This window comes from Pseudomonas sp. G(2018) (assembly GCF_005502415.1).
Lineage (GTDB): Bacteria > Pseudomonadota > Gammaproteobacteria > Pseudomonadales > Pseudomonadaceae > Aquipseudomonas.
The window spans coordinates 47,708-74,065 of record NZ_SCOO01000003.1 but is presented as its reverse complement, the minus strand read 5'-3'; the positions used below and the strand labels follow the sequence as shown (position 1 = coordinate 74,065).

Annotated in this window: 24 protein-coding genes; 16 read left to right on the top strand and 8 right to left on the bottom strand. The window is 58.7% G+C overall.

The window, feature by feature from the left end; all coding sequences use genetic code 11:
• The first annotated feature begins 84 nt into the window (after positions 1–84).
• Both ettA and gdhA read left to right on the top strand, forming a co-directional pair.
• Positions 85–1,749, top strand: a complete 1,665-nt coding sequence (gene ettA / locus FFS64_RS03880) for an energy-dependent translational throttle protein EttA (RefSeq protein WP_007970893.1) — start codon at positions 85–87, stop codon at positions 1,747–1,749.
• A gap of 306 nt (positions 1,750–2,055) precedes the next feature.
• On the top strand, positions 2,056–3,393 hold the full coding sequence (gene gdhA / locus FFS64_RS03875; protein WP_137804304.1) for an NADP-specific glutamate dehydrogenase: 1,338 nt from the start codon (positions 2,056–2,058) through the stop codon (positions 3,391–3,393).
• Here the strand turns inward: gdhA and FFS64_RS03870 are convergent.
• The 3 genes from FFS64_RS03870 to FFS64_RS03860 all read right to left on the bottom strand — a co-directional run bounded on the left by FFS64_RS03870 (position 3,390) and on the right by FFS64_RS03860 (position 6,484).
• On the bottom strand, positions 3,390–3,884 hold the full coding sequence (locus tag FFS64_RS03870) for a GreA/GreB family elongation factor (RefSeq protein WP_137804303.1): 495 nt from the start codon (positions 3,882–3,884) through the stop codon (positions 3,390–3,392). The two genes, gdhA and FFS64_RS03870, sit on opposite strands and share 4 nt — an antisense overlap.
• Positions 3,885–4,046: 162 nt before the next feature.
• Positions 4,047–5,900: a DUF4105 domain-containing protein gene (locus FFS64_RS03865; protein WP_137804302.1), complete on the bottom strand. Its 1,854-nt coding sequence runs from the start codon at positions 5,898–5,900 to the stop codon at positions 4,047–4,049.
• A 95-nt stretch (positions 5,901–5,995) separates the two neighbouring features.
• On the bottom strand, positions 5,996–6,484 hold the full coding sequence (locus FFS64_RS03860) for a DUF3015 domain-containing protein (protein WP_095196630.1): 489 nt from the start codon (positions 6,482–6,484) through the stop codon (positions 5,996–5,998).
• Between the two features lie 277 nt (positions 6,485–6,761).
• On the opposite strand from FFS64_RS03860, the gene FFS64_RS03855 reads away from it, so the two are divergent.
• Both FFS64_RS03855 and FFS64_RS03850 read left to right on the top strand, forming a co-directional pair.
• Positions 6,762–9,200 (top strand): Lon protease family protein, encoded by a 2,439-nt coding sequence (locus FFS64_RS03855; RefSeq protein WP_137804301.1) that lies wholly within the window; start codon positions 6,762–6,764, stop codon positions 9,198–9,200.
• A 331-nt stretch (positions 9,201–9,531) separates the two neighbouring features.
• On the top strand, positions 9,532–9,873 hold the full coding sequence (locus FFS64_RS03850; RefSeq protein ID WP_047533476.1) for a hypothetical protein: 342 nt from the start codon (positions 9,532–9,534) through the stop codon (positions 9,871–9,873).
• A gap of 6 nt (positions 9,874–9,879) precedes the next feature.
• Here FFS64_RS03850 and FFS64_RS03845 read toward each other — a convergent pair whose 3' ends face one another.
• Positions 9,880–11,709, bottom strand: coding sequence for a hypothetical protein (locus FFS64_RS03845; protein WP_137804300.1), 1,830 nt, complete (start codon positions 11,707–11,709; stop codon positions 9,880–9,882).
• 158 nt (positions 11,710–11,867) lie between these two features.
• On the opposite strand from FFS64_RS03845, the gene FFS64_RS03840 reads away from it, so the two are divergent.
• The 3 genes from FFS64_RS03840 (at position 11,868) to FFS64_RS03830 (ending at position 13,627) form a co-directional block, all read left to right on the top strand.
• Positions 11,868–12,356 carry a TIGR00645 family protein gene (locus FFS64_RS03840; protein ID WP_137804299.1) on the top strand — a complete coding sequence of 163 codons (489 nt, stop codon included), beginning with the start codon at positions 11,868–11,870 and terminating at the stop codon, positions 12,354–12,356.
• A 222-nt stretch (positions 12,357–12,578) separates the two neighbouring features.
• Positions 12,579–12,887: a DUF6482 family protein gene (locus FFS64_RS03835; RefSeq protein WP_137804298.1), complete on the top strand. Its 309-nt coding sequence runs from the start codon at positions 12,579–12,581 to the stop codon at positions 12,885–12,887.
• Between the two features lie 122 nt (positions 12,888–13,009).
• Positions 13,010–13,627, top strand: a complete 618-nt coding sequence (locus tag FFS64_RS03830; RefSeq protein ID WP_137804297.1) for an FKBP-type peptidyl-prolyl cis-trans isomerase — start codon at positions 13,010–13,012, stop codon at positions 13,625–13,627.
• A gap of 148 nt (positions 13,628–13,775) precedes the next feature.
• On the opposite strand, the gene FFS64_RS03825 is transcribed toward FFS64_RS03830, so the two are convergent.
• From FFS64_RS03825 to FFS64_RS03810, 3 genes are all read right to left on the bottom strand, one after another.
• A complete protein-coding gene (locus FFS64_RS03825; RefSeq protein WP_137804296.1) occupies positions 13,776–14,033 on the bottom strand; it encodes a hypothetical protein in 258 nt (85 codons plus the stop codon).
• Between the two features lie 205 nt (positions 14,034–14,238).
• On the bottom strand, positions 14,239–14,580 hold the full coding sequence (locus FFS64_RS03820; RefSeq protein ID WP_137804295.1) for a zinc ribbon domain-containing protein YjdM: 342 nt from the start codon (positions 14,578–14,580) through the stop codon (positions 14,239–14,241).
• Between the two features lie 183 nt (positions 14,581–14,763).
• Positions 14,764–15,732, bottom strand: a complete 969-nt coding sequence (locus tag FFS64_RS03810; RefSeq protein WP_095196622.1) for a polyprenyl synthetase family protein — start codon at positions 15,730–15,732, stop codon at positions 14,764–14,766.
• A gap of 240 nt (positions 15,733–15,972) precedes the next feature.
• Between FFS64_RS03810 and rplU the strand changes: the two genes are divergently transcribed.
• From rplU to FFS64_RS03785, 5 genes are all read left to right on the top strand, one after another.
• Entirely contained in the window at positions 15,973–16,287 is a 315-nt protein-coding gene (gene rplU / locus FFS64_RS03805; RefSeq protein ID WP_003176051.1) for a 50S ribosomal protein L21, read from the top strand.
• Positions 16,288–16,322: 35 nt separating this feature from the next.
• On the top strand, positions 16,323–16,580 hold the full coding sequence (rpmA, locus tag FFS64_RS03800; RefSeq protein ID WP_003281574.1) for a 50S ribosomal protein L27: 258 nt from the start codon (positions 16,323–16,325) through the stop codon (positions 16,578–16,580).
• A gap of 197 nt (positions 16,581–16,777) precedes the next feature.
• Positions 16,778–18,001: an Obg family GTPase CgtA gene (cgtA, locus tag FFS64_RS03795; RefSeq protein WP_137804293.1), complete on the top strand. Its 1,224-nt coding sequence runs from the start codon at positions 16,778–16,780 to the stop codon at positions 17,999–18,001.
• Between the two features lie 137 nt (positions 18,002–18,138).
• Positions 18,139–19,257: a glutamate 5-kinase gene (proB, locus tag FFS64_RS03790; protein WP_077047080.1), complete on the top strand. Its 1,119-nt coding sequence runs from the start codon at positions 18,139–18,141 to the stop codon at positions 19,255–19,257.
• Positions 19,258–19,269: 12 nt separating this feature from the next.
• On the top strand, positions 19,270–19,734 hold the full coding sequence (locus tag FFS64_RS03785; RefSeq protein ID WP_137804292.1) for a CreA family protein: 465 nt from the start codon (positions 19,270–19,272) through the stop codon (positions 19,732–19,734).
• 120 nt (positions 19,735–19,854) lie between these two features.
• Here the strand turns inward: FFS64_RS03785 and rpsT are convergent, their stop codons facing one another.
• Entirely contained in the window at positions 19,855–20,133 is a 279-nt protein-coding gene (gene rpsT / locus FFS64_RS03780; RefSeq protein WP_007970922.1) for a 30S ribosomal protein S20, read from the bottom strand.
• Positions 20,134–20,385: 252 nt separating this feature from the next.
• Here rpsT and murJ point away from each other — a divergent pair, with 252 nt between their 5' ends.
• The 4 genes from murJ to lspA all read left to right on the top strand — a co-directional run bounded on the left by murJ (position 20,386) and on the right by lspA (position 26,355).
• Entirely contained in the window at positions 20,386–21,924 is a 1,539-nt protein-coding gene (gene murJ / locus FFS64_RS03770) for a murein biosynthesis integral membrane protein MurJ (RefSeq protein ID WP_137804291.1), read from the top strand.
• Between the two features lie 142 nt (positions 21,925–22,066).
• Positions 22,067–23,005, top strand: coding sequence for a bifunctional riboflavin kinase/FAD synthetase (gene ribF, locus FFS64_RS03765; RefSeq protein WP_171017059.1), 939 nt, complete (start codon positions 22,067–22,069; stop codon positions 23,003–23,005).
• 13 nt (positions 23,006–23,018) lie between these two features.
• Positions 23,019–25,850: an isoleucine--tRNA ligase gene (ileS, locus tag FFS64_RS03760; RefSeq protein ID WP_137804289.1), complete on the top strand. Its 2,832-nt coding sequence runs from the start codon at positions 23,019–23,021 to the stop codon at positions 25,848–25,850.
• Complete coding sequence (gene lspA / locus FFS64_RS03755) at positions 25,843–26,355, top strand: signal peptidase II (RefSeq protein WP_095196616.1); 513 nt, start codon at positions 25,843–25,845, stop codon at positions 26,353–26,355. Before ileS ends, lspA begins: the two co-directional genes overlap by 8 nt.
• The last annotated feature ends 3 nt before the right edge of the window (positions 26,356–26,358 follow it).

Sequence of the window (26,358 nt, the reverse complement as noted above, 5' to 3'; positions counted from 1 at the left end):
AGTTTTCAATCGGATGGCGCGCACGGTCTGGCCAGGCATCGTCTGCGCTTCAATCATTCATCAGTCACTGACCCAAGGTTCTCCATGGCTCAATACGTATTCACCATGCATCGGCTGGGTAAAGTTGTTCCGCCGAAGCGGGAAATCCTGAAAAACATCTCCTTGTCTTTCTTTCCAGGCGCCAAGATCGGCGTACTCGGCCTCAACGGTTCGGGTAAATCCACGCTGCTGAAAATCATGGCCGGCGTCGACACCGAGTTCGAGGGCGAAGCCCGTCCGATGCCGGAGCTGAACATCGGCTACCTGCCGCAGGAACCACAACTGGATCCGACCAAGACTGTGCGTGAAGTGGTCGAGGAAGCGGTCAGCGTGATCAAGGATGCCCAGGCGCGTCTGGACGAGGTCTACGCGGCCTACGCCGATCCGGATGCCGACTTCGACAAGCTGGCTGCCGAGCAGGCCAAACTCGAAGCGATCCTGCAGGCCAGCGATGGTCACAACCTGGAGCGCCAGCTGGAAGTCGCCGCCGATGCGCTGCGTCTGCCGGCCTGGGATGCCAAGGTCGAACACCTGTCCGGTGGTGAAAAGCGTCGTGTGGCCCTGTGCCGCCTGCTGCTGTCCGCCCCCGACATGCTGCTGCTCGACGAACCGACCAACCACCTGGACGCCGATTCCGTCGCCTGGCTGGAGCACTTCCTGCACGATTTCCCGGGCACCGTGGTTGCGATCACGCACGACCGTTACTTCCTGGACAACGTCGCCGGCTGGATTCTGGAACTCGACCGCGGCGCGGGCATTCCTTACGAGGGCAACTATTCGGGTTGGCTGGAAGCCAAGTCCGATCGTCTGGCTGCCGAATCCAAGCAGCAGTCGGCTCACGAAAAAGCCATGAAGGAAGAACTGGAGTGGGTGCGCAAAGGCGCCAAGGCCCGCCAGTCCAAATCCAAGGCTCGTCTGCAACGCTTCGAAGAAATGCAATCGCAGGAATTCCAGAAGCGCAGCGAAACCAACGAGATCTACATTCCTGCCGGTCCTCGCCTGGGTGACAAGGTCATCGAGTTCAAGAACGTCACCAAGGGCTACGGCGATCGCGTATTGATCGACAACCTGTCGTTCTCCATGCCTAAAGGCGCCATCGTCGGCGTGATCGGTGGTAACGGTGCGGGTAAATCCACGCTGTTCCGCATGCTGATGGGCAAGGAAACACCGGATTCGGGCAGCATCGAAGTCGGTGAAACCGTCCAGCTTGCTTGCGTGGATCAGAGCCGCGAAGATCTGGACGGCAGCAAGACTGTGTTCCAGCAAATCTCCGACGGTTCCGATCAGATCCGCATCGGCAACTACGAGATCCCGTCGCGCACCTACGTCGGTCGCTTCAACTTCAAGGGCGGCGACCAGCAGAAGTTCGTCAAGGACCTGTCTGGTGGTGAGCGCGGTCGCTTGCACCTGGCCCTGACCCTGAAGGAGGGTGGCAACGTCCTGCTGCTCGACGAACCGTCCAACGACCTCGACGTCGAAACCCTGCGTTCCCTGGAGGAAGCCCTGCTGGACTTCCCGGGCGCCGCCATTGTGATCTCCCACGATCGGTGGTTCCTTGACCGCGTCGCGACCCACATCCTGGCGTACGAAGACGACTCGCAAGCCGTGTTCTTCGAAGGCAACTACACCGAATATGAAGCCGATCGCAAAAAGCGTCTCGGCGAAGCAGCTGCCCAGCCGCATCGTGTACGGCACAAAAAACTGGCCTGATTTCGGGTTGGTTGCTTGAAAAAGAACGGAGCCTTCGGGCTCCGTTTTTTTAGGGCGTATTTTTTCAGTGACACCGCGGTGTATTCATCGCTGGCTTGCCAGCGATGCTGGTGTAACTGTTGGTGCGGTTTTCAAGGAGTGCTTACCTGTTTAGGTGCAAAAATGGTCGATAATCGGACTAAATTTATATCCTATGCACCATTTAATTTCATAAAGGCGACATTTTGCTCTATTCCTGTGCGCGTTTCGTTTGTTAAAGTCCGGCCCAATTTCTTCCAACGACAATAAATTTGCCGAGACTTTTCCATGATCGAATCCGTCGAGTCCTTCCTTGCCCGCCTGAAAAAACGCGATCCGGACCAGCCTGAATTCCACCAGGCGGTCGAAGAGGTCCTGCGCAGTCTGTGGCCTTTTCTTGAGGCCAATCCGCACTATCTGACTTCGGGCATTCTGGAACGGATCTGCGAGCCGGAGCGGGCAGTCGTGTTTCGGGTTTCCTGGGTCGACGATCACGGCAAGGTGCAGGTCAATCGCGGCTTCCGCATCCAGATGAACAGTGCCATCGGTCCATACAAGGGCGGCTTGCGTTTCCACCCGTCGGTGAACCTGGGCGTGTTGAAGTTCCTGGCGTTCGAGCAGACCTTCAAAAACTCGCTGACGTCGCTGCCCATGGGCGGCGGCAAGGGTGGTTCGGATTTCGATCCGAAGGGTAAGAGCGACGCGGAAGTCATGCGCTTCTGCCAAGCCTTCATGAGCGAGCTGTACCGCCACATCGGTGCCGACGTTGATGTGCCGGCCGGTGATATCGGCGTCGGCGCCCGTGAAATCGGTTTCCTGTTCGGCCAGTACAAGCGCCTGAGCAACCAGTTCACCAGCGTGCTGACCGGCAAGGGCCCTAGCTACGGCGGCAGCCTGATTCGTCCGGAGGCTACCGGATTCGGTTGCGTGTATTTCGCTGAGGAAATGCTCAAGCGTCGCGGGTTGACCGTTGAGGGCAAACGCGTAGCGATTTCCGGCTCGGGCAACGTTGCGCAATACGCGGCACGCAAGGTCATGGACCTGGGCGGCAAAGTGATTTCGCTGTCCGACTCCGAAGGCACGCTGTACTGCGAGAGCGGTTTGACCGAAGCGCAATGGCAAGCGGTATTGGAACTGAAGAATGTCCAGCGCGGGCGCATCAGCGAATTGGCCGGCCGTTTTGGTCTGGAGTTCCTCGCCGGTCAGCATCCGTGGGGCCTGAGTTGCGATATCGCGTTGCCATGCGCCACGCAAAACGAACTGGATGCCGATGCGGCTCGTGCATTGCTGCGCAACGGCTGCGTTTGTGTGGCGGAAGGCGCCAACATGCCGACCACGCTGGAGGCGGTGGATCTGTTCATCGACGCGGGCATCCTGTTTGCACCGGGCAAGGCGTCCAACGCTGGTGGTGTTGCTGTGAGCGGGCTGGAGATGTCGCAGAACGCCATGCGCCTGCTGTGGACCGGCGGTGAAGTGGACAGCAAGCTGCACGCAATCATGCAGTCGATCCACCACGCTTGTGTGCATTACGGTGAAGAGAACGGTCAGGTCAATTACGTCAAGGGTGCGAACATCGCCGGCTTCGTCAAGGTCGCCGATGCGATGCTGGCCCAGGGCGTCGTTTAAGCCAGTTCGATGCGGATGATCTCGATCAGTTGATCGCCGGCCGGGCGTTGCCACAGCACCTCGTCACCGAGCTGTGCCCCGAGCAACGCCCGACCCAACGGCGATCCCCAATTGATCAGGCCTTTGGCGGCAGCGGCCTGATCTTCTCCCACCAGTTGCACGCGACGCTCGGTGCCGTGCTCATCGGCGTAGGTGACCCAACTGCCGATCTGGACTTTCCTGGTTGAAGTCGCGGGCGGCACGACCTGGGCACTTTGCAGGCGTTGATGGAAGTAGCGCAGATCACGCTCAAGGTTGGCCATCAACTGTTTGTCAGCCTGATCGCCGAGCGCCGATTGTTCGCCGTGCAGCGCCTGCAACTCGGCAACCTTGTCTTGCAGCAGGCTCAGGCCTTCGGGTGTGACGTAGTTGGGCTGTGCACTGACCTGCCGTTCGACTGGCTGATCGGCTTGCGCGGCGGCGTTATCTTCATTGACGAAGGCGCGACTCATGGTTTTCTCCCGTTTAGAGTTTGGGCCGCAGTCGCAAGTATTAGTTTCGGCGAATACCTGCCTGGAGCGAGCTTGCTCGTGAAAAACGTCGGTACAACGCGGTCATTCAGGCAGGGCGCGTTATCGTTGACGTCCATCGCGAGCAAGCTCGCTCCTACGGGATCAATAGTGATACCACTTCACCTCCAGCATCACTTCATTCTCGGGCGAGGCCAGGTGGCTGAATTCGCGCTGGGCACTGAGGCGCAAGCCCAGGTTGCGTGACAATTCCCATTGCTGATTCAGGCTCACGCTGCGACGCACTTCGCCATTGGTGAAGAAGTCCCCCCTGGTTTCCAGGCTGAAGTTGCCCAGCGGGTTTCTCCACAGCAGGCCTGTGTTGAAGCCCGCGGCCGGCGCGATAAAACCGGCGAAATCATTGTTGTGTTCCACACGCACGGTGCCCAGGGCGAAGCCCAGCAGGTCGTCACCCAGTTGCCAGGTCCCGCCACCGCCGCCATTGACGTGGCTGACCAGGTTCTCATCGTCATGCTTGCCCGGCACCCGCTCCAGGCCGCCAGTGACTTGCCATGAAAGCGGTTGCAGCAGGGCATTGCGCGGGGTCAGTGAGCGGATGGTCGCCAGATCCAGTTGCTGCACCTGCCACTCATTGCCTTCGTACTGACGCAGTTTCAGTTGCAGGATCTCGATCTGCGCGCCGAGGGGAAAGCTTTCAGCGTTGTCGTTGAGGTCGTGATAGGCCATGCGCAGGCCATATTCGCCAAAGGCGCGATCGCCGCGAGTGCCGAGGCCGGCCTGCCAGGTGCGGGATTCATGGCCATCCTCGGGCAGGCCGGGTTGCGGGATGTCCAGCTCCGGTGCCGGGTTCTGATTGATCGCGCGCAGCAGTTCGAAACTGCGTTGCGCCCGCTGCGGGTCGCGTTCCTGACCGTTCGCGCGGTAGCGTTCCAGGCGATAGGCCGCGTCGATGATCAGCGCCTGGCGGTCTCGGGGTTGCTCCTTGAAGGCCGGGGTTTGCAGTTGCTGCTGGTCGGCGCTGACTTTGAGTACCCACTGCTGTTCTTCATCGGTCAACGGTTCGGCACGGCTCAGCAGTTCGCGCTCGCGGGAAGGGCGGTACTGGATGGATTCCACCAGACCGGCCTCTTTCACGGCTTTGACGGTGTCGGTAGGGATCGCGGTCAGCGGGAATTGTTCGGTCAGGCGCAGGCTTGGACGCGCCACTTGCAGCAGTTCCAGCAGCCGATAGGAGCAGTTTTCGTCGAAGAAGAAATAGTCGAATTTGATCTGCTTCAACTCCCAGACGTGTTCGACCATGCGTGCGGTTTCCTGCTCCGTCAGATTCAGGCGGTATTCCCACAGATCGCGGTTTTCCAGGCTGCGGTATTCCGAGAGTTTTTCCTGGTAGGGCACCAGTGCGAACAACCCCGGATAGCCCCCCATCAGGCCTTTCCAGGCGTAGAGAATGCTGTTGTCCGAACCTTCGATGTAGGCACCGAAGTTGATCGCGTAACTGAGCAGCGAGGTCTTGTCCTTTTGCACATCCGCCTGATCGATGCGCAGCAGGGTGTGGCCAAACATGGAGGACGGGCTGTTGAGGTAGGCCGCCGGGAAAATCATCACCGCACTATGAGGCGAGACGTCCTTGAACCATTGCTTGAATTCAGTGCAATCGGGCGTCGGCAGATTGGGCAGGTTGAGCTGCGCTTTCAACCAGCGGGTACGCGCCGGGTAAACACATTGTGCATGTTGCTCGCCGGCGCTGGCCGGGGCGTACAGCGCTTGTACGGTGGCTGCCAGTTCATGGTCCGGGTGTTCGTGGCCGTCGGCGGCGAGGAAAAATTTCTGGTCGCTGACATAGCTGCGCCAGCCACCGAGCTTGGCGGTTTCGTAATGACCCAGGGAAATCCAGAAAGGGTCATTGGCCAGTTGCTGCAAACGTTGAGGGTCGATGTGGGGCGCGGCGGACAGCGGGGCGCAGACACAGAGCGCCAGCCAGGCAAGGCGTTTGAGCATAGTCAGCAACTTAAACAGGAAAAAAACAAAGACCCAAAGGGGGGAGGTCCAAAAAATAAAGCCCGCTTCCCGGAAGAAGCGGGGTGCGCTCGAGCTTAAGCCTGAGTGGCGTACTTGGCCAGACGAGGATCGTTCTTCAGAACGGCCAGGGTGTTGGTATGCACATCTTCCGCGGTCACGTCAGCCTTGCTGAAGATCTGCTGGAAGTGCTGGTGAGTGACGGCGGCGAAGTGCGCACGGTCTTCCGGCGCCACGCCCAGTACTACGGCGTAAGTGGTCAGCGCTTCGCCCTGACCTTTAGCCATGTCTTCGGACAGCTCGTTCATCATGCCATTCATGGCAAACCAGGATTTGCCGCCATAGGTCAGCGACGCGTTGGTGGAGCAACCGTTGGTGCCGGAAGTCATACCGAAGGTTGCGTTACCGGAAGTGCCGTTGGTGGTGGATGCCAGGAAGTGAGCCGGAGTACCACGCTGACCTTCGAACAGCATGTTGCCCCAACCGCAATCCGGGCCGCCTGGCGCCTGTGCCATGGCGTTGATGGATACAGCGGTGAAGAGAGTACCAAGAAGAATCCGTTTCATAGCTTTGTTCTCTTTATGTGCGTACCAATGGACAAGGGTTCTGGCGTCTATCTCGCCAGTTTGGACCGGTTATTAATCCAGTCGCGCAGTTTGGAGTTTAGGCACGATCATGGGGTTCCGTGATTTTTTGCAAAACATTCGTTGAAAACAGGGATTTGGCGCTGCCCTGCGCCGGGGTTTCGACTTGTCTATGCTTTGGTCTGAGGCGCTCCTTGCCAGTCAGGCATGGGCGGCGCCAGAATGCCGCTATCTGCCCCGCCTGATGTAAGGAAGCCCGATGCCTGATCCTGTTGCTGCCAGCTTGCGTCTAGCGCCTGAAGCGCTGACCCGTCCGTTTTCCGCTGAACAGTTCAGCTTCTCTACCACCAATGATCTGGAGCCCTTCCGCGGTGTGCTTGGCCAGGAACGTGCGGTCGAAGCCTTGCAGTTCGGTGTGGCCATGCCACGCCCCGGTTACAACGTATTCGTCATGGGCGAACCCGGCACCGGCCGGTTTTCGTTCGTCAAACGCTACCTGAAGGCCGAAGGCAAGCGCCTGCAGACCCCGGCGGACTGGGTCTACGTCAATAATTTCGATGAGCCACGCGAACCGCGTGCACTGGAACTGCCGTCGGGCACAGCCGGTGCCTTCATCGGTGACATCAACGGTTTGATCGATAACCTGCTGGCAACCTTTCCAGCGGTGTTCGAACACCCGTCCTACCAGCAGAAAAAGAGTGCCATCGACCGCGCCTTCAACCAGCGCTACGACAAGGCGCTGGACGTGATCGAGCGTCTGGCCCTGGAAAAAGACGTCGCGCTCTATCGCGACAGCAGCAACATCGCGTTCACCCCGATGCTCGATGGCAAGGCGCTGGACGAGGCGGAATTCGCCCAATTGCCGGAAGTCGACCGCGAGCGTTTCCACGACGACATTTCGGCCCTTGAAGAGCGCTTGAACGAAGAGCTCGCGAGCCTGCCGCAATGGAAGCGCGAGTCGAGCAATCAGCTGCGCCATCTCAATGAAGAAACCATCACCTTGGCCTTGCAGCCGTTGCTCTCGCCGCTGTCGGAGAAGTACGCGGAAAACGCCGCCGTTTGCGGTTACCTGCAAGCGATGCAGGTGTATCTGCTGAAAACCGTGGTCGAGCAACTGGTGGATGACAGCAAGACCGACGCCGTTGCCCGCAAGCTGCTGGAAGAGCAATACGCGCCAAGTCTGGTGGTCGGTCATTCGGTCAGTGGTGGTGCGCCCGTGGTGTTCGAACCGCACCCGACTTACGAAAACCTGTTCGGCCGCATCGAATACAGCACCGATCAGGGGGCGTTGTACACGACCTACCGGCAGCTGCGGCCGGGTGCGCTGCACCGTGCCAACGGCGGTTTCCTGATTCTTGAAGCGGAAAAAATGCTCAGCGAGCCGTTCGTGTGGGACGCGCTCAAACGCGCCCTGCAATCGCGCAAGTTGAAAATGGAATCGCCACTGGGCGAGATGGGCCGTTTTGCCACCGTCACCCTGAATCCGCAGCACATTCCGCTGCAAGTCAAAGTCGTCATCATCGGCGCCCGTTCGCTCTATTACACGCTGCAGGACCTTGATCCGGACTTTCAGGAGATGTTCCGCGTCCTGGTGGACTTCGATGAAGACATCCCGATGGTCGACGAGAGCCTGGAGCAATTCGCCCAACTGCTGAAAACCCGCACTTCCGAAGAAGGCATGGCGCCGTTGACCGCTGATGCGGTAGCGCGCCTGGCGACGTACAGCGCGCGTCTGGCTGAACATCAGGGGCGTTTGTCGGCGCGCATCGGCGATCTGTTCCAACTGGTCAGCGAGGCGGATTTCATTCGCCACCTGGCCTCTGACGAAATGACCGACGCCGGTCACATCGAGCGGGCGCTCAAGGCCAAGGCCACCCGTACCGGACGCGTGTCGGCGCGGATTCTCGATGACATGCTGGCCGGGATCATCCTGATCGATACCGATGGCGCCGCCGTCGGCAAGTGCAACGGCTTGACGGTGCTGGAAGTCGGCGATTCGGCCTTCGGTATACCGGCGCGCATTTCCGCCACGGTATATCCGGGCGGCAGCGGCATCGTCGACATCGAGCGCGAGGTCAATCTCGGTCAGCCGATCCACTCCAAAGGCGTGATGATTCTCACCGGATACCTGGGCAGCCGTTACGCGCAGGAATTCCCCTTGGCGATCTCCGCGAGTATCGCCCTGGAGCAGTCCTACGGCTATGTGGATGGCGACAGTGCGTCCCTGGGCGAGGCCTGCACCTTGATTTCGGCCCTGTCGAAAACCCCGCTCAAACAGTGCTTTGCCATCACCGGTTCGATCAACCAGTTCGGTGAAGTGCAGGCGGTGGGTGGGGTCAACGAGAAGATCGAAGGTTTCTTCCGGCTCTGCGAAGCCCGCGGGCTGACCGGAGAGCAGGGCGCGATCATTCCACACGCCAACGTGGCCACGCTGATGCTCGACGAGAAAGTGCTGGCCGCCGTGCGCGCGGGGCAGTTCCATGTCTATGCGGTACGCCAGGCCGACGAGGCGTTGAGCCTGCTGGTTGGCGAACCGGCGGGCGCACCGGACGAGAATGGCGAGTTTCCTGAAGGCAGCGTCAACGCGCGGGTGGTGGAGCGTTTGCGGGTGATTGCGGAAATGATCAGCGAGGAAGACTTGAAAGAGGCCGAGAAAGAGATGGCGGTCGAGGCGCTGGTGGAGGCCAAGCCTGCCTGATGTAACCAGCGTTCACCTCGATCCACTGTGGGAGCGACGGTGCGACGATTCGACCTGCTCGCGAATGCGATCTGCCAGTCACTATTGTGTTGGCTGACAGGATGCCTTCGCGAGCAGGCTCGCTCCCACATTTCTATCCGCTTCAGGGTGTAAAAGTGCCACTACTCTGACGTCAAACTTCACACAATGACCATTCGGCGCCTTCTGGTTTCGCCTGACGTACCGGTCAAACTTTTCTTCTATTATCAGCTCAAGGATATCGACAGTAATCACTGGATCGAGACAGTCTTCCCGTGGAGGCTGAATACCGGATCTACCGAGGGTCGCCGCCATGTCGCGCAACCTCTGCCTCACCCGTCAATGCCTGGGTCTTGTGACCCGTATCGAATGCGCCATCAAGCCCCTGGCTGGCGATACGGGCATGTGGACCTTGCTGTTCGCCGCCGGGATGGCCGGCGAACAACCTTCAGCCATCAAGGCCCAAGGCCCGTTTCATGGCCCTTTCGTGGCTGAGTCCATCCTCGACACCATTGTTGAAAGCCTGACCCTTCACGGCTACGAACTGGCCGATGATCCGCAAATCTGGTGCCTGCACCTGCAAGCCCAGCTGCGGGAAATCAATGGCGGGCGTTGCCGCAGTGTCGGTGGCTTCGAGTTCCGGCCAGAGCATTGATGCGCGCTACTGGTCCAGTTTGGACATGTCAGCCTTGTCGAGCTTGACCTCGTAACCATATTGCACGGTGGCGAGGTCGGTTCGCTGATAGCTTTCCAGGCGCGTGGGCCTTCCATAGAAGTAATGCACGGCAAATAGTCCGGGGCCTTCCGGGCTGGCGTCATGGTTGACCGCAAGAATTTCCTTGAGGTAATGACCGCTATCGTCCTTGGCATAAAACCGCCAGTCCTGCTCGGGAAACACCTTCAGATTCACCACCAGGGCATTGCCTTTGAGTTCCAGGCCTTTGGGCAACTGGCGGGCATCGATGCTCTGTTTATCGATTGTGGCCAGGAACAGTGGCATGGAGCCCACCGCATACGCGGGTGTTTCCGGGAACAGGTTCAGGTCGTAGGTGATAGTGCCGCGCAAGGGGTCGACCTCATAGGCTTGCGCTGGCAGTTCGATCGGCTCGTCACGTTTGCCGCTGCTGTCCTCGGTGAAGAAGGTGAGCGGGCTTTCACCAGGATTGAAAGACGTGCCGAGCAATTCATCATTGAAACTTCTGAGGTGACTGAACTCCACTCGCGCAGCGCTCGGGTCCTCCACTGACTGGCTGACAACGACGCCTTTTTTCAGTTGCTCCTCAGTCAATGTCGCGCCCTTGAGCCAGCTCGGCGCCTGATCGTCATACACCAGCACCGGCAATTCCAGGGGCTGGATGGTTTTCTGTGTGGTGTGACGGTCGAAGCGCCGCACCGGCAGGTTCAAATCCTTGCGGGTGACCGTGACCGCGGAGAAATCCAGCAGGCTGACTTCGAGAGTGTCGATCGGTCCGTTGAAATACACCTTCGAGTACCGGTGGGTTTGCTGCTTCTCGAAGGTGCGCTGTTCCTCGTCGAGCTGCTTTTCGAACGCCTCGCTCCAGGCCTTCTGTTGCTGCATTTTCGCTAACTGTCGCTGATAAAAGGTAATTTGCGCTGCGGTTTCATTGATCGAGCCGGACCTCGAGAGAAACTGCCCGGTGGCATCCTTGGCCTGGACGATCAGCGGGTTCAGTGGTGCCTCCCCGATCTCCGGGGCCTGGGGCGCCGTGTTGTTGAATTCTATTTCCGCGTAGTTGTTGCCCATTTTCAGCAGGGTGACGCTGAGGTTGTCGTTGGTGCGAGTCTGGCCAACATCCTTTTTCGTCAGGTCGAAGCTGTAGAGCCGGTGCGGGGCAATGACTTCCACTTTGCCTTGCAGGCTGACGGGTTGCGGCTGCTTCTTGATGTCGACATCGAGACCTTCGATGAACGGGTAGGTCACGGTCAGGTCATCAGGGTTGGTCAGGTTGGCGCTCGACGGAGTCAGCTGGATGCCTGGATCGGTTTCCGACCATTCCGGCTGAAAGGCGATGACGCGTTTGTTGCTCAGTGTGACCGACTGCCATTCCAGACCATGGGGGAATAGAAACGCGGCAGGAATGCTGAAGTTGAAAGGAAATACCGGCTGCAGGTCGATCAGGTAGTCGGAGCTGGAATCTTTATGCAGCACGAACAGGCCGTTGATGTAAGTGTCGACCAGGGCCTGCGGCGTGGGGTAGTGCTTGAGTACGGCGAGGGCATCTTCACCGTATTCGGTGACCACCGGTTTGCTGTCGAGCTTCAGTTGCGCCCGTTCCAGCAGCAACAGTGAGCCGCCAAGCTCAGCCACGGCATCCTTGAGTTTCGGGTCAGTGATGGCATCCAGCGACTTTTCGAACTGCGCCGTCTTCTCTTCAAGGCTGGTCTCGCGCTTGTCTTCGCCGGGTGAGCAGGCGCTCATCAGCAAAACCAGGCAGATTCCGGCACTCGTCAAAGGCAATCGCACATCCATTTCCAGTTTCCTGTCCGATATCACTGCGCTGTCAATGGTTTGGACACTAGCAGAAAAAAAATGACATACACGCGCAGGTGGCGGATTTACCGACGGTTTCTGGGTGCAACAAGCGGCTGTTATACTCGCGGCCATTTTCAGACCACGTGTGAGATTCAATGGAACGCTTTATCGAAAACGCAATGTACGCCTCCCGCTGGTTGCTGGCGCCTATCTACTTCGGCCTGTCCCTCGGTCTGCTGGCCTTGGCGCTGAAGTTCTTTCAGGAAGTTCTGCACGTTTTTCCTAACGTGTTTTCGATGCTTGAGTCGGACCTGATCCTGGTACTGCTGTCGTTGATCGACATGGCGCTGGTGGGTGGTTTGCTGGTGATGGTGATGATCTCCGGTTACGAAAACTTCGTTTCCCAACTGGACATCGATGACAACAAGGAAAAGCTCAACTGGCTGGGCACCATGGACTCGTCTTCCCTGAAGATGAAGGTGGCGGCTTCGATCGTGGCGATTTCTTCCATCCACTTGCTGCGCATCTTCATGGACGCCAAGAACGTCGATCCCGAGCACTTGATGTGGTACGTGATCATTCACATGACGTTCGTGGTGTCGGCGTTTGCCATGGGTTATCTGGATAAGCTGACCAAGCACTGATTTGCCCACGCCCCTGTAGGAGCGAGCGTGCTCGCGAAAAACCTAATTGCTCCGCTGGGCATCTGGTTTTAAGCGTTTTCGTTAACGACCTTCGCGAGCAAGCTCGCTCCCACAGAAGGGAATGAGTTGTGTAACAGACGAGCGGTGTGGTTTGTGGCTTGTACTTTGATGCGTCAAGGCATATCCCTGTAAAGGTAATGACTCGCCGCATGAGGTGCGTTCATGAACCTGCAAGAGTTGAATGCGTATGCCGTCGCCGGAAAGGTCGATGAGCTGAACCTGATCTCGCTGGAAGGCGGAATCTATTTGCTGGAAGCCCGGATGCACGGAGCCGCCTATCCATTGAGCGATTCCCATGGTCACATGATGCATCTGCGCTCGGTGGAGCACGCTCGTGACGTGCTGCGCTCCTTTCCCAAGTTGAATTTCAATCTCGTGCACACCCTGGTGCACGACGAGATGTGCGGCCTCGGTGGCATTGATGAAAGTCTGAAGGTGCCGATCGAACAACGTTCTGCGCCACAGCACTGACGGCTCTGATCAACACATTGGCATCTGTGCTAGTCTGCTGACCCTTTTGGTTCCGGGCGCTCCGGGGACAGGCTGTGCACGCACGGCAATTTCCCGGGCCGTTCGCACAGCGGAGCAGTGTCATGTCCGAAGTAAATCTGTCCACCGACGAAACCCGCGTCAGCTACGGTATTGGCCGTCAGCTGGGCGACCAACTGCGCGACAACCCGCCACCGGGCGTCAGCCTGGACGCGATCCTGGCAGGCTTGACCGACGCATTCGCCGGTCAACCAAGCCGTGTCGGTCAGGAAGAAATGTCCGCCAGCTTCAAGGTGATCCGCGAAATCATGCAGGCCGAAGCTGCAGCCAAGGCTGAAGCGGCCGCTGGCGAAGGCCTGGCCTTCCTGGCTGAAAACGCCAAGCGTGATGGCATCACCACCCTGGCTTCCGGTCTGCAGTTTGAAGTGCTGACTGCGGGTGAAGGCGCCAAGCCATCCCGTGAAGATACCGTACGTACCCACTACCACGGCACGCTGATCGACGGCACTGTGTTCGACAGCTCCTACGAGCGTGGCCAGCCTGCGGAGTTCCCGGTTGGCGGCGTGATCGCCGGCTGGACCGAAGCCCTGCAACTGATGAATGCCGGCAGCAAATGGCGTCTGTACGTGCCGAGCGAACTGGCTTACGGCGCTCAAGGCGTTGGTAGCATCCCGCCGCACAGCGTACTGGTGTTCGACGTCGAGCTGCTCGACGTTCTGTAAGACCTGGCCCGAATTGAACTCGGGCTAATGTGGGTGCGGGCTTGCTCGCGAATCGGTCTGACATTCAACACTGATGTTGTCTGGCACACCGCCTTCGTCGGAGCGCCGCCCGGAGCCGGCTCGCTCCCACAGTTTTTTGCTGTGTTTTTCATATTTCGATCTTATGGTTCAGATCTTGCGAAGGGCGCAACGCCCGGGCATAGCAGAACAGAAACAGATTTCTCACCACTTCCTTGAGTACCACCGGCTCGCTGGAACTCAAGCCATTGAGGTCCAGGTCACCCTGATCCTGCAGTTCGCTCAGGGCTTCTTCTTCAAGCACCGCACAGACTTCCCCGGTTTCCCGGTGCAGGATTCTCAGGTATGGGTGTGGGCGGTCGAGCCAGGCATCGATCAAATAAGTCATATCTCATCTCCATTGATTGGATTTCAATGAGAATAATTCTTATTCATTAAATAGCAAGAGGCTATTGGCCGATTGTGGCTTTTTCCGGCTAAAGATTGCGTAAGGTCAAAACGACTGGCGTTCAGCTATCGCGAGCATGTGTCGGTCGAGCAGGGGAGGGCGAAGCACCATCCCGCGTCGGGCGCGGGATGGGGATGCAGCGAAATCAGACTTTTCTGACGAACTCGGACTTGAGCTTCATCGGGCCGATACCGTCGATCTTGCAGTCGATATCGTGATCGCCATCGCACAGGCGGATATTCTTCACCTTGGTGCCGACCTTGACCACCAGGGACGTGCCTTTGACCTTGAGATCCTTGATGACGGTGATGGTATCGCCGTCCTGCAGGACATTGCCCACCGAATCCTTTTTCACCGCATCATCGGACACCGCTTCGGCTTCGCCGCCGGCGGACCATTCGTGGGCGCACTCGGGGCAGATCAGCTGGGCGCCGTCTTCATAGGTGTATTCGGAATTGCATTTCGGGCAGGGTGGCAACGTGCTCACTAAGGCTCCTTGGATTCAGGATCGCTAAAAAGCGCACATTATATAGGGTTTTAGGCGAAAGAGGGCAGGGCCGAAAAACCTGTGGGAGCGAGCCTGCTCGCGATAGCGACTTAACATTCAACGCAGATGTCGATTGTAAGTCCGCTTTCGCGAGCAGGCTCGCTCCCACAGGAGATGTTGCTGTCAGTGCGTACGGGCGACCGCAAACTCGCTCAATTCGACCAGCGCATCGCGATATTCGCTGGCCGGCAGCGCGTCGAGGCACTTGATCGCACGGGCTACATAGTCGCGGGCCAATTTTGCGGTGTATTCCAGCGAACCCGAGGCTTCCACGGCTGCACGAATGCTTTCCAGGTCTTCGATGCCGCCTTTCTGGATCGCCTTGCGTACCAGGGCTGCCTGCTCCGGTGTGCCTTCGCGCATGGTGTAGATCAGCGGGAGGGTCGGCTTGCCTTCGGCCAGATCGTCACCGACGTTCTTGCCCAGGGTTTCAGCGTCGCCTTTGTAGTCCAGCAGGTCGTCGACCAGTTGGAAAGCCACACCCAGGTGATCACCGAAGGTGCGCAGCGCTTCGCTCTGTTCAGGCGTTGCACCGGCCAGTGCCGCAGCGCTGTGGGTCGAAGCTTCGAAGAGCATCGCGGTCTTGCCGCGGATGACTTCCATGTAGGTTTCTTCGGTGGTGCTGGCGTCACGAACCTTCGACAGCTGCAACACTTCGCCTTCGGCGATGATGCGCGTGGCTTGCGAAAGGATCTTCATGACCGGCATGGAGCCCAGCTCGACCATCATTTCGAACGAGCGTGAGTACAGGAAGTCGCCCACCAGTACGCTTGGCGCATTGCCCCACATGGCGTTGGCGGTCGAGCGGCCACGGCGCATGCCGGACATGTCGACCACATCGTCATGCAGCAGGGTCGCGGTGTGCAGGAACTCGATGGTCGCGGCCAGCAGGCGAAGGTCATCGCCTTCACGGCCCAGGGCCTTGCCACATAGCAGCACCAATAAAGGTCGAAGGCGTTTGCCGCCGGCCGAGGTGATGTAATCGCCGATTTTCGATACCAGCGGCACTCGGGAAGTCAGCTGCTTCTTGATGATGCCGTCGACGGCGCTAAAATCGTCCGCGACCGCGCGGTAGAAAGCTTGGGGTTGCATCAGCGACAGTCGCTCCAGAAGGGTTGCGCGGCATGCTAGGACCCACGTCAGGGCCTGTCAAGGCGCGATGGACGGCCTATTGCAAGGCGCTCGTGCCTTGCGTACAATCGCGCACCCTGAACTTCCTGGGCAGCACCTGCCTTACGCAATTGCAAACGGGCCTTCCAGCCCCATGCAGCCATGCCAGCCAATACCTCTTCTTATAAAGAGCTGGGTGAGCAGGATTATCGGAGAAATACCATGTCTTATGCAGTAATCGTTACTGGCGGCAAGCAATACAAGGTCGCCCCGGGTGAATACCTGAAGATCGAAAAACTGGAAATCGCTACCGGCGAATCCGTTACCTTTGATCGCGTTCTGTTGGTTGCCAATGGCGACGACGTGAATATCGGCGCTCCAGTTGTTGCTGGCGCTACCGTTGTGGCTGAAGTGATCTCCCAAGGTCGTCACGATAAAGTCCGCATCATCAAGTTCCGTCGCCGTAAGCACCACATGAAGCGTATGGGCCACCGCCAGTGGTACACCGAGATCAAAATCACCGGTATTCAGGCTTAATTACAGCCTAATTCCTCACTAGGAGAATTGAACTCATGGCACACAAAAAAGCTGGTGGTAGTACCCGTAACGGTCGCGACTCAGAAGCCAAACGCCTTGGCGTGAAGATGTATGGCGGCCAGGCTATCAAAGCAGGCAACATCATCGTGCGTCAGCGCGGCACCCAATTCCACGCTGGCTACGGCGTTGGCATGGGTAAAGATCACACCCTCTTCGCTAAAGTCGAAGGCGTGATCAAGTTCGAAGTAAAAGGCGCCTTCGGTCGTCGTTACGTGAGCGTTGTCGCGGCTTAATTGCGCGATCGCTGGAAAAGCCCTGTCTTGCGACGGGGCTTTTTCGTTTGTGGGGTGAGTCTCTTGCAAAACTGTTTGTATGGGCTGTCGGCGCGCTGGACTGTGCGGTCGTTGATTGAGGTCGCTGCGCTCATTTTTGCAAGAGTCTTATGTCTTAGTGTTTTTCGGCTCGTCCGTATGGCGAGAGGCGTTGTGTTATGAAGTTTGTTGATGAAGTATCGATCCGAGTAAAGGCTGGCGACGGCGGTAACGGCTGCATGAGTTTCCGTCGCGAAAAATTCATCGAAAACGGTGGTCCGAACGGTGGTGATGGTGGTGATGGCGGCTCGGTCTACATGATCGCCGACGAAAACCTCAATACCCTGGTGGACTATCGTTACACCCGGCACTTCGATGCCGAGCGTGGCTCCAACGGTGGCAGCACCGATTGCACCGGTAAAAAAGGTGAGGATCTGGTGCTGCGCGTACCGGTCGGCACCACCGTGATCGATTCCGCGACCCAGGAAGTGATCGGCGACCTGACCAAGGCCGGCCAGAAGCTGCTGGTTGCCCATGGTGGCTGGCACGGTCTGGGCAACACCCGTTTCAAATCCAGCACCAACCGTGCGCCGCGCCAAACTACGCCGGGCAAGCCGGGCGAGCAGCGTGACCTGAAGCTGGAAATGAAAGTGCTGGCGGACGTTGGTCTTCTGGGTTTGCCGAACGCCGGCAAAAGTACCTTTATCCGTTCGGTATCGGCTGCCAAGCCAAAAGTCGCCGACTATCCGTTCACTACTCTGGTGCCAAACCTGGGTGTGGTCAGCGTCGATCGCTGGAAAAGCTTCGTGGTTGCGGACATTCCGGGTCTGATCGAAGGTGCTTCCGATGGCGCGGGTCTGGGGATTCGCTTCCTCAAGCACTTGTCCCGTACGCGTCTGCTGTTGCACCTTGTCGACATGGCGCCGCTGGATGAAACCGATGCTGCCGAAGCGGCTGAAGTGATCGTCAGCGAGCTGACCAAGTTCAGCCCGTCCCTGGCTGAGCGTGATCGCTGGCTGGTGTTGAACAAGTGCGACCAGATCCTCGATGAAGAACACGATGCCCGCGTCAAGGAAATCGTTGATCGTCTGGAGTGGGCGGGTCCGGTTTACGTGATCTCGGCCATCGCCAAGCAGAACACTGAGCGTCTGTGTCACGATATCATGCGTTATCTGGAGGATCGTGCTGATCGCCTGGCTAACGACCCGGCCTACAAGGAAGAGCTGGCCGAGCTTGATCAGCGCATCGAAGACGAAGCCCGTGCCCAGCTGCAGGCGCTGGATGACCAGCGTGCCCTGCGTCGCAGTGGCGTGAAGTCGGTTCACGACATCGGTGATGATGATTGGGATGAAGAAGATGTGGATGACGAAGACGGTCCGGAAATCATTTACGTGCGTGACTGATTCGTTGCGATAAACTTAAGCGCCGCTCAATCGAGCGGCGTTTTAGTATCTGGAAATCGATCGTTGGTCACGAATAACCACGAATAACGTCACGGGCAGTGCTAGGTCGCGCTGTCCTCAAGCTAAGGTTGAAGATGATGCGGAGCAAGGTGACAGGTGCGCAGCGTTGGGTCGTGAAAATCGGCAGCGCTCTGCTGACGGCGGACGGCAAGGGCCTGGATCGCGCGGCAATGGGTGTCTGGGTTGAACAGATGGTGGCCTTGCATGAGGCCGGTGTCGAGCTGGTGCTGGTGTCCTCCGGGGCGGTGGCGGCGGGCATGAGTCGTCTGGGCTGGACTTCGCGACCCAGTGCGATGCACGAGCTCCAGGCCGCTGCTGCAATCGGCCAGATGGGGTTGGTGCAGGCTTGGGAGTCGAGCTTTGCCGAGCATGGTCGGCACACTGCGCAGATTCTCCTGACCCACGACGACCTGTCCGACCGCAAGCGCTACCTGAACGCCCGTAGCACCTTGCGCGCGCTGGTGGAGCTGAAGGTTATTCCGGTGATCAATGAAAACGACACCGTGGTCACAGACGAAATCCGTTTTGGCGACAACGACACCCTGGCGGCGTTGGTGGCCAACCTGGTCGAGGCGGACCTGCTGGTGATCCTCACGGATCGCGATGGCATGTTCGACGCCGATCCACGCAACAATCCGGATGCCCAGCTGATTTACGAGGCGCGTGCCGATGACCCGGCACTAGATGCGGTGGCCGGTGGTACCGGTGGTGCGCTTGGGCGTGGCGGTATGCAGACCAAGTTGCGTGCAGCGCGTCTGGCGGCGCGTTCCGGGGCGCATACCATCATCGTTGGCGGGCGCCTTGAGCGTGTGCTGGATCGCCTCAAGGCGGGCGAGCGCATCGGCACCTTGCTTTCGCCTGAGCGCGGCATGCTGGCGGCACGCAAGCAGTGGCTGGCCGGGCACCTGCAAACCCGTGGCACGCTGGTGCTGGATGCGGGTGCGGTGACGGCGCTCTCCCAAGGCAATAAGAGTTTGCTGCCGGTGGGGGTGAAGTTGGTTCAGGGCAGCTTCCGTCGCGGCGAGATGGTGGTATGTGTGGCGCCGGACGGTCGAGAGATCGCGCGTGGCCTGGCCAACTACAGTGCGCTGGAGGCACAAAAAATCATCGGTCAGTCGTCTGATGCGATTGTCGGTCTGTTGGGTTACATGGCGGAGCCGGAACTGGTTCATCGCGATAACCTGATCCTGGTCTGAAGGAATACCTGAATGCGTGTGGCAAAAGGATTGTTGGGGTTGCTGCTGGCGATGCCGCTGTTGGCTTCGGCCGAGGAAATTGGCCAGGTGTCGACGGTGTTCAAGTTCGTTGGGCCGAACGACCGGATCGTGGTCGAGGCGTTTGATGATCCGAAGGTCGAGGGTGTGACCTGCTACCTTTCGCGCGCCAAGACTGGTGGGGTGAAGGGTGGTTTGGGGTTGGCTGAAGATCGTGCCGAGGCCTCCATCGCTTGTCGCCAGGTTGGGCCAATCAAGTTCAAGGGAGAGCTGAAGGACGGTGACGAGGTATTCAAGGAGCGCACGTCCCTGGTGTTCAAAACCATGCAGGTGGTGCGTTTCCTCGACAAGAAGCGTAATACGCTGGTTTATCTGGTCTACAGCGATCGCTTGATCGAAGGCAGTCCGCAGAATGCGGTGACGGCGATTCCGATTTTGCCGTGGGCGAATGCTCAGTAACCTGAAGTAATTGGAGGTGTGGGGGTGAGCCTGCTCGCTCCCGCATTGGTTTGCTGAGGTCAATAAATCACAGGCAATAAAAAACCGACCCTGAGGTCGGTTTTTTAATGAGCGTGTCGCTTAGGCAGCAGCGGCAACGTTCAGGGCCTTTACGTGGCCATTCAGGCGGCTCTTATGGCGAGCAGCCTTGTTCTTGTGGATGATGCCTTTATCGGCCATGCGGTCGATAACTGGCACAGCCAGAACGTAAGCAGCTTGTGCTTTGGCAGCGTCTTTTGCGTCGATGGCCTTAACTACGTTTTTGATGTAGGTACGAACCATGGAACGCAGGCTGGCGTTGTGGCTGCGACGCTTCTCAGCCTGTTTTGCACGTTTTTTGGCGGAAGGTGAGTTGGCCACCGTCGAGCTCCTCGAAAGACTTTTTAGGAAATAGCAAACAAAATAGGCCGCGAATCATGCCGATGAGTTGAAGTCTTGTCAAGGGCGCTTGAAACGTTCCGCTAAGTGGTAGGCGTGGTGCGACGGGATATTTCTTTCCGGCGTGTGACCTGTAAACTCGCGAGCTTTGGCTCTGTGCTGTTGCGGCGCGGAGTATCGCACAAGTAGGCGCGTAGTTCGCCTGCTGTTTATCGACAGGCACAAACTCTTTCAATGAATCTGCTCAAATCGTTGGCCGCCGTCAGCTCTATCACGATGCTTTCCCGGGTTCTCGGATTCGTCCGTGACACCCTCATTGCGCGCGCATTCGGCGCAGGAATGGCAACCGACGCCTTCTTTATCGCATTCAAACTGCCCAACCTGTTACGGCGCATCTTCGCCGAGGGGGCGTTTTCCCAGGCGTTCGTGCCGATTCTTGCCGAATATAAAAGCCAGAAAGGGGACGAGGCGACGCGTACGTTCATTGCCTATGTATCGGGTCTGTTGACGCTGGTGCTGGCGCTGGTTACGGCGCTGGGCATGCTTGCTGCGCCGTGGGTCATCTGGGTGACGGCACCGGGTTTCACCGACACGCCGGAAAAGTTCGAACTCACCACCAGCCTGTTGCGGGTGACCTTTCCCTACATATTGCTGATTTCCCTGTCGTCCCTGGCTGGTGCGATCCTCAACACCTGGAACCGTTTTTCGGTGCCGGCCTTTGTGCCGACCCTGCTTAACGTCAGCATGATCATCTTTTCGCTGTTCCTGACGCCGTATTTTGATCCGCCGGTGATGGCGCTGGGTTGGGCCGTACTAGTGGGCGGCCTGGCGCAGTTGCTCTATCAGCTGCCTCACCTGAAAAAGATCGGCATGCTGGTGCTGCCGCGCCTGAATCTGCGCGACAGCGGCGTCTGGCGAGTGATGAAGCAGATGCTGCCGGCGATTCTCGGGGTATCGGTCAGCCAGATTTCGCTGATCATCAATACCATTTTCGCCTCGTTCCTGGTCGCCGGTTCCGTATCCTGGATGTACTACGCCGACCGTTTGATGGAGTTGCCGTCCGGCGTACTGGGCGTGGCGTTGGGCACAATTCTGCTGCCGACGCTGGCCAAGACTTACGCCAGTAAGGATCGTCATGAGTATTCTCGAATCCTCGATTGGGGCTTGCGCCTTTGCTTCATGCTGGTGCTGCCTTGCGCTCTGGCGTTGGGGATTCTGGCCGAGCCACTGACGGTTTCATTGTTCCAGTACGGTCAGTTCAATGCTTTCGATGCGGCGATGACCCAGCGGGCGCTGATTGCCTACTCGGTCGGTTTGCTCGGGATTATTGTGATCAAAGTGCTGGCTCCCGGCTTTTATGCGCAACAAAACATCCGGACTCCGGTAAAAATCGCGATTTTTACCCTGATCGTCACGCAGCTGTTCAACCTGGTGCTGATCGGGCCCCTGGCCCATGCCGGCCTGGCGCTCGCCATCAGTGCCGGCGCCTGTCTCAATGCCGGGTTGCTCTTCTATCAACTGCGCAAGCAGCAGATGTACCAACCGCAACCGGGTTGGGCGAAGTTCGGCTTCAAGCTGGTGATTGCGGTGACGGTGATGTCTGGCGTGTTGCTGGCCGGGATGCATTTCATGCCGGCCTGGGGCGAGGGGCAGATGCTTGAGCGCTTCCTGCGCCTGGGTGCGTTGGTGGTCGCGGGTGTGGTGGCTTATTTCGGCATGTTAGTGTTGATGGGCTTCCGTTTGCGCGACTTCAATCGCAAGGCGCTGGGCTGAGGATAAAACCTCGATAACTATTTAGAAAAAACATGGGCGGGCCGGCATTTTTGTCGGCTCGATTACTTTGGCATACGGTGTTGCCTGTTGTCGGCCGCCGGGTGTGGTTATAATCGACCACTTTATGAGCAAGAAGCGCGTTATGCAGCTGGTTCGAGGCCTCCACAATCTGCGCCCCCAGCATCGGGGCTGCGTCGCCACTATTGGCAACTTTGACGGTGTACACCGTGGCCACCAGGCTATCCTGGCGCGGCTGCATGAGCGTGCGCTCGAATTGGGCGTGCCCAGCTGCGTGGTGATTTTCGAGCCGCAGCCACGAGAATTCTTCGCGCCGGATACGGCGCCTGCGCGTTTGGCCCGCCTGCGGGATAAACTGCAGCTGCTGGCGGCCGAAGGCGTCGACCGGGTCTTGTGCCTGGCGTTCAATCAGCGTCTGAGCAAGCTCAGCGCCAAGGCGTTCGTCGATACCATCCTGGTGGACGGCCTCGGCGTGCAACACCTTGAAGTCGGCGACGACTTCCGTTTCGGCTGTGACCGGGTAGGGGATTTTGATTTCCTGCAACAGGCCGGTGTCATGCAGGGTTTTACCGTCGAAGCGGCGCAGACTGTGGAACTCGACGGCATCCGGGTCAGCAGTACCCAGGTGCGTAATGCGTTGGCGGCCGCCGACTTTGTCCTGGCCGAACGTCTGCTCGGTCGCCCGTACCGTATCGCAGGTCGCGTGCTGCACGGGCAGAAACTCGCGCGGCAGCTGGGCACGCCCACCGCCAACATACAACTCAAGCGCCGTCGCGTGCCGTTCACAGGGGTTTACCTGGTCAACGTCGAGATCGACGGCAAGACCTGGCCCGGCGTCGCCAACATCGGCGTGCGGCCCACGGTTCAAGGTGATGGCAAGGCCCACCTGGAAGTGCATCTTTTAGATTTTGCCGGCGATCTGTATGACCGGCGTTTAACGGTGGTTTTCCACCACAAGCTGCGCGAAGAGCAGCGTTTCGCCTCTCTGGAGGCGCTGAAAACGGCGATCAACGCGGATGTTGCCGCCGCCCGTGCACTAGCCGCACCTAGCGCCCATCGCTAATGAAGAGCCTTAAATGACCGACTATAAAGCCACGCTAAACCTTCCGGACACCGCCTTCCCAATGAAGGCCGGCCTGCCTCAGCGCGAACCGCAGATTCTGCAGCGCTGGGACAGCATTGGCCTGTACGGAAAGTTGCGCGAGATTGGCAAGGATCGTCCGAAGTTCGTTCTTCACGACGGTCCTCCGTACGCCAACGGCACGATTCACATCGGTCATGCGCTGAACAAGATTCTCAAGGACATGATCATTCGCTCGAAGACCCTGTCGGGCTTCGACGCGCCTTATGTTCCGGGCTGGGACTGCCACGGTCTGCCGATTGAACACAAAGTCGAAGTGACCCACGGCAAGAACCTGGGCGCGGACAAGACCCGCGAACTGTGCCGGGCGTACGCCACCGAGCAGATCGAAGGCCAGAAATCCGAATTCATCCGTCTGGGCGTGTTGGGCGACTTTGCCAACCCGTACAAGACCATGGACTTCAAGAACGAGGCCGGTGAAATCCGCGCCCTGGCTGAAATCGTCAAGGGTGGTTTCGTGTTCAAGGGCTTGAAGCCTGTGAACTGGTGCTTTGACTGTGGTTCGGCCCTGGCTGAAGCGGAAGTCGAGTACGAGAACAAGAAGTCCTCGACCATCGACGTGGCTTTCCCGATTGCCGATGAAGCCAAGCTGGCTGCCGCCTTCGGTCTGGCATCGCTGGCCAAGCCTGCCTCGATCGTGATCTGGACCACCACCCCGTGGACCATCCCGGCCAACCAGGCGTTGAACGTCCACCCGGAATTCAACTACGCGCTGGTTGATGTCGGCGACAAGCTGCTGGTACTGGCTGAAGAGCTGGTCGAATCGTGCCTGGCCCGTTACAGCCTGCAAGGCTCGGTCATCGCGACCACTACCGGTAAAGCGCTGGAGCTGATCAACTTCCGTCACCCGTTCTATGATCGTCTGTCGCCGGTTTACCTGGCCGACTACGTCGAGCTGGGCGCCGGCACCGGTGTGGTTCACTCTTCGCCGGCCTACGGCGTGGACGACTTCGTGACCTGCAAGAAGTACGGCATGGTCAACGACGACATCCTCAACCCGGTACAAAGCAATGGCGTGTACGTGCCATCGCTCGAGTTCTTCGGCGGCCAGTTCATCTGGAAGGCCAACCCGGCCATCGTCGACAAGCTGACCGAAGTCGGTGCGCTGCTGCACACCACCATCATCGAACACAGTTACATGCACTGCTGGCGCCACAAGACGCCGCTGATCTACCGCGCCACCGCACAGTGGTTCATCGGCATGGACAAGCAGCCGACCACGGGCGACACCCTGCGCCAGCGTTCGATCAAAGCCATTGAAGACACCAAGTTCGTCCCGGCCTGGGGCCAGGCGCGCCTGCACTCGATGATCGCCAACCGTCCGGACTGGTGCATCTCCCGTCAGCGCAACTGGGGCGTGCCGATCCCGTTTTTCCTGAACAAGGAAAGCGGCGAGCTGCACCCACGCACTGTCGAACTGATGGAAGAGGTCGCCAAGCGCGTCGAAGTCGAAGGCATCGAAGCCTGGTTCAAGCTGGACGCCGCCGAACTGCTGGGCGATGAAGCGCCGCAGTACGACAAGATCAGTGACACGCTGGACGTCTGGTTCGATTCGGGCACCACGCACTGGCACGTTCTGCGCGGTTCGCACCCGGTGGGCCATGAAACCGGTCCACGGGCCGACCTGTATCTGGAAGGTTCGGACCAGCACCGCGGCTGGTTCCACTCATCCCTGCTGACCGGTTGCGCCATCGACAACCACGCGCCGTACCGCGAGCTGCTGACCCACGGTTTCACCGTCGACGAGTCCGGCCGCAAGATGTCCAAGTCGCTGGGCAACGTCATTGCGCCGCAAAAGGTCAACGACACCCTGGGTGCCGACATCATGCGTCTGTGGGTGGCATCGACCGACTATTCGGGCGAAATGGCAGTTTCCGAGCAGATCCTGCAACGCAGTGCGGACGCCTACCGACGTATCCGTAACACCGCGCGTTTCCTGCTCTCGAACCTGACCGGATTCAATCCGGCCACCGACCTCTTGCCGGCCGAAGAAATGCTGGCACTGGACCGTTGGGCCGTGGACCGTACCCTGCTGCTGCAACGCGAGTTGCAAGAGCATTACGGCGAATACCGCTTCTGGAACGTCTACTCCAAGATCCACAACTTCTGCGTGCAGGAGCTGGGCGGTTTCTACCTCGACATCATCAAGGATCGCCAGTACACCACCGGCGCCGACAGCAAGGCCCGTCGTTCGTGCCAGACCGCGCTGTTCCATATCTCTGAAGCGCTGGTTCGCTGGATCGCACCGATCCTGGCTTTCACCGCCGATGAGTTGTGGCAATACCTGCCGGGCGAGCGTAACGAGTCCGTCATGCTCAACACCTGGTACGAAGGCCTGACAGAACTGCCGGAAGGCTTTGAGCTGGATCGCGCTTATTGGGACCGGATCATGGCGGTCAAGGTCGCGGTCAACAAGGAAATGGAAATCCAGCGTGCGGCCAAGGCCGTCGGTGGCAACCTGCAGGCCGAAGTGACCTTGTTCGCCGAAGACGCCCTGAGCGACGATCTGGCCAAGCTGAGCAACGAGCTGCGCTTCGTCCTGATCACCTCCACTGCCAGCGTTGCGCCTTTTGTAAAAGCGCCTGAGGACGCGGTAGTGACCGAAGTTGCCGGCCTGAAGCTCAAAGTGGTCAAGTCGAGCCACGCTAAGTGCGCCCGTTGCTGGCACTGCCGTGAAGACGTCGGCGTGAACCCGGAGCATCCGGAGATTTGCGGTCGTTGCGTCGACAACATCAGCGGTGCTGGCGAGGTTCGCCACTATGCCTAACGCCGTTGGCCGTTTCGGACGGCTGAGCTGGCTCTGGTTGAGTTTGCTGGTCCTGGTCATCGACCAGGCCAGCAAGTTCTACTTCGAAGGCAAGCTTACGATGTACCAGCAAATCGTGGTGATCCCCGATTACTTCAGCTGGACCCTGGCCTACAACACCGGCGCGGCGTTCAGCTTCCTGGCTGACAGCTCCGGCTGGCAGCGCTGGCTGTTTGCCTTGATTGCGATCGTGGTCAGTGCGGTGCTGGTGGTCTGGCTCAAACGCCTTGGCCGCAATGAAACCTGGCTGGCAGTCGCCCTGGCACTGGTGCTCGGTGGCGCGCTGGGTAACCTTTATGACCGCATTGCCCTGGGCCATGTGATCGATTTCATCCTGGTGCACTGGCAGAACCGCTGGTACTTCCCGGCGTTCAACTTTGCCGACAGCGCTATCACTGTAGGCGCAGTCATGCTGGCACTGGATATGTTCAAAAGTAAAAAGACCGGAGAAGCCGTTCATGACTGAACA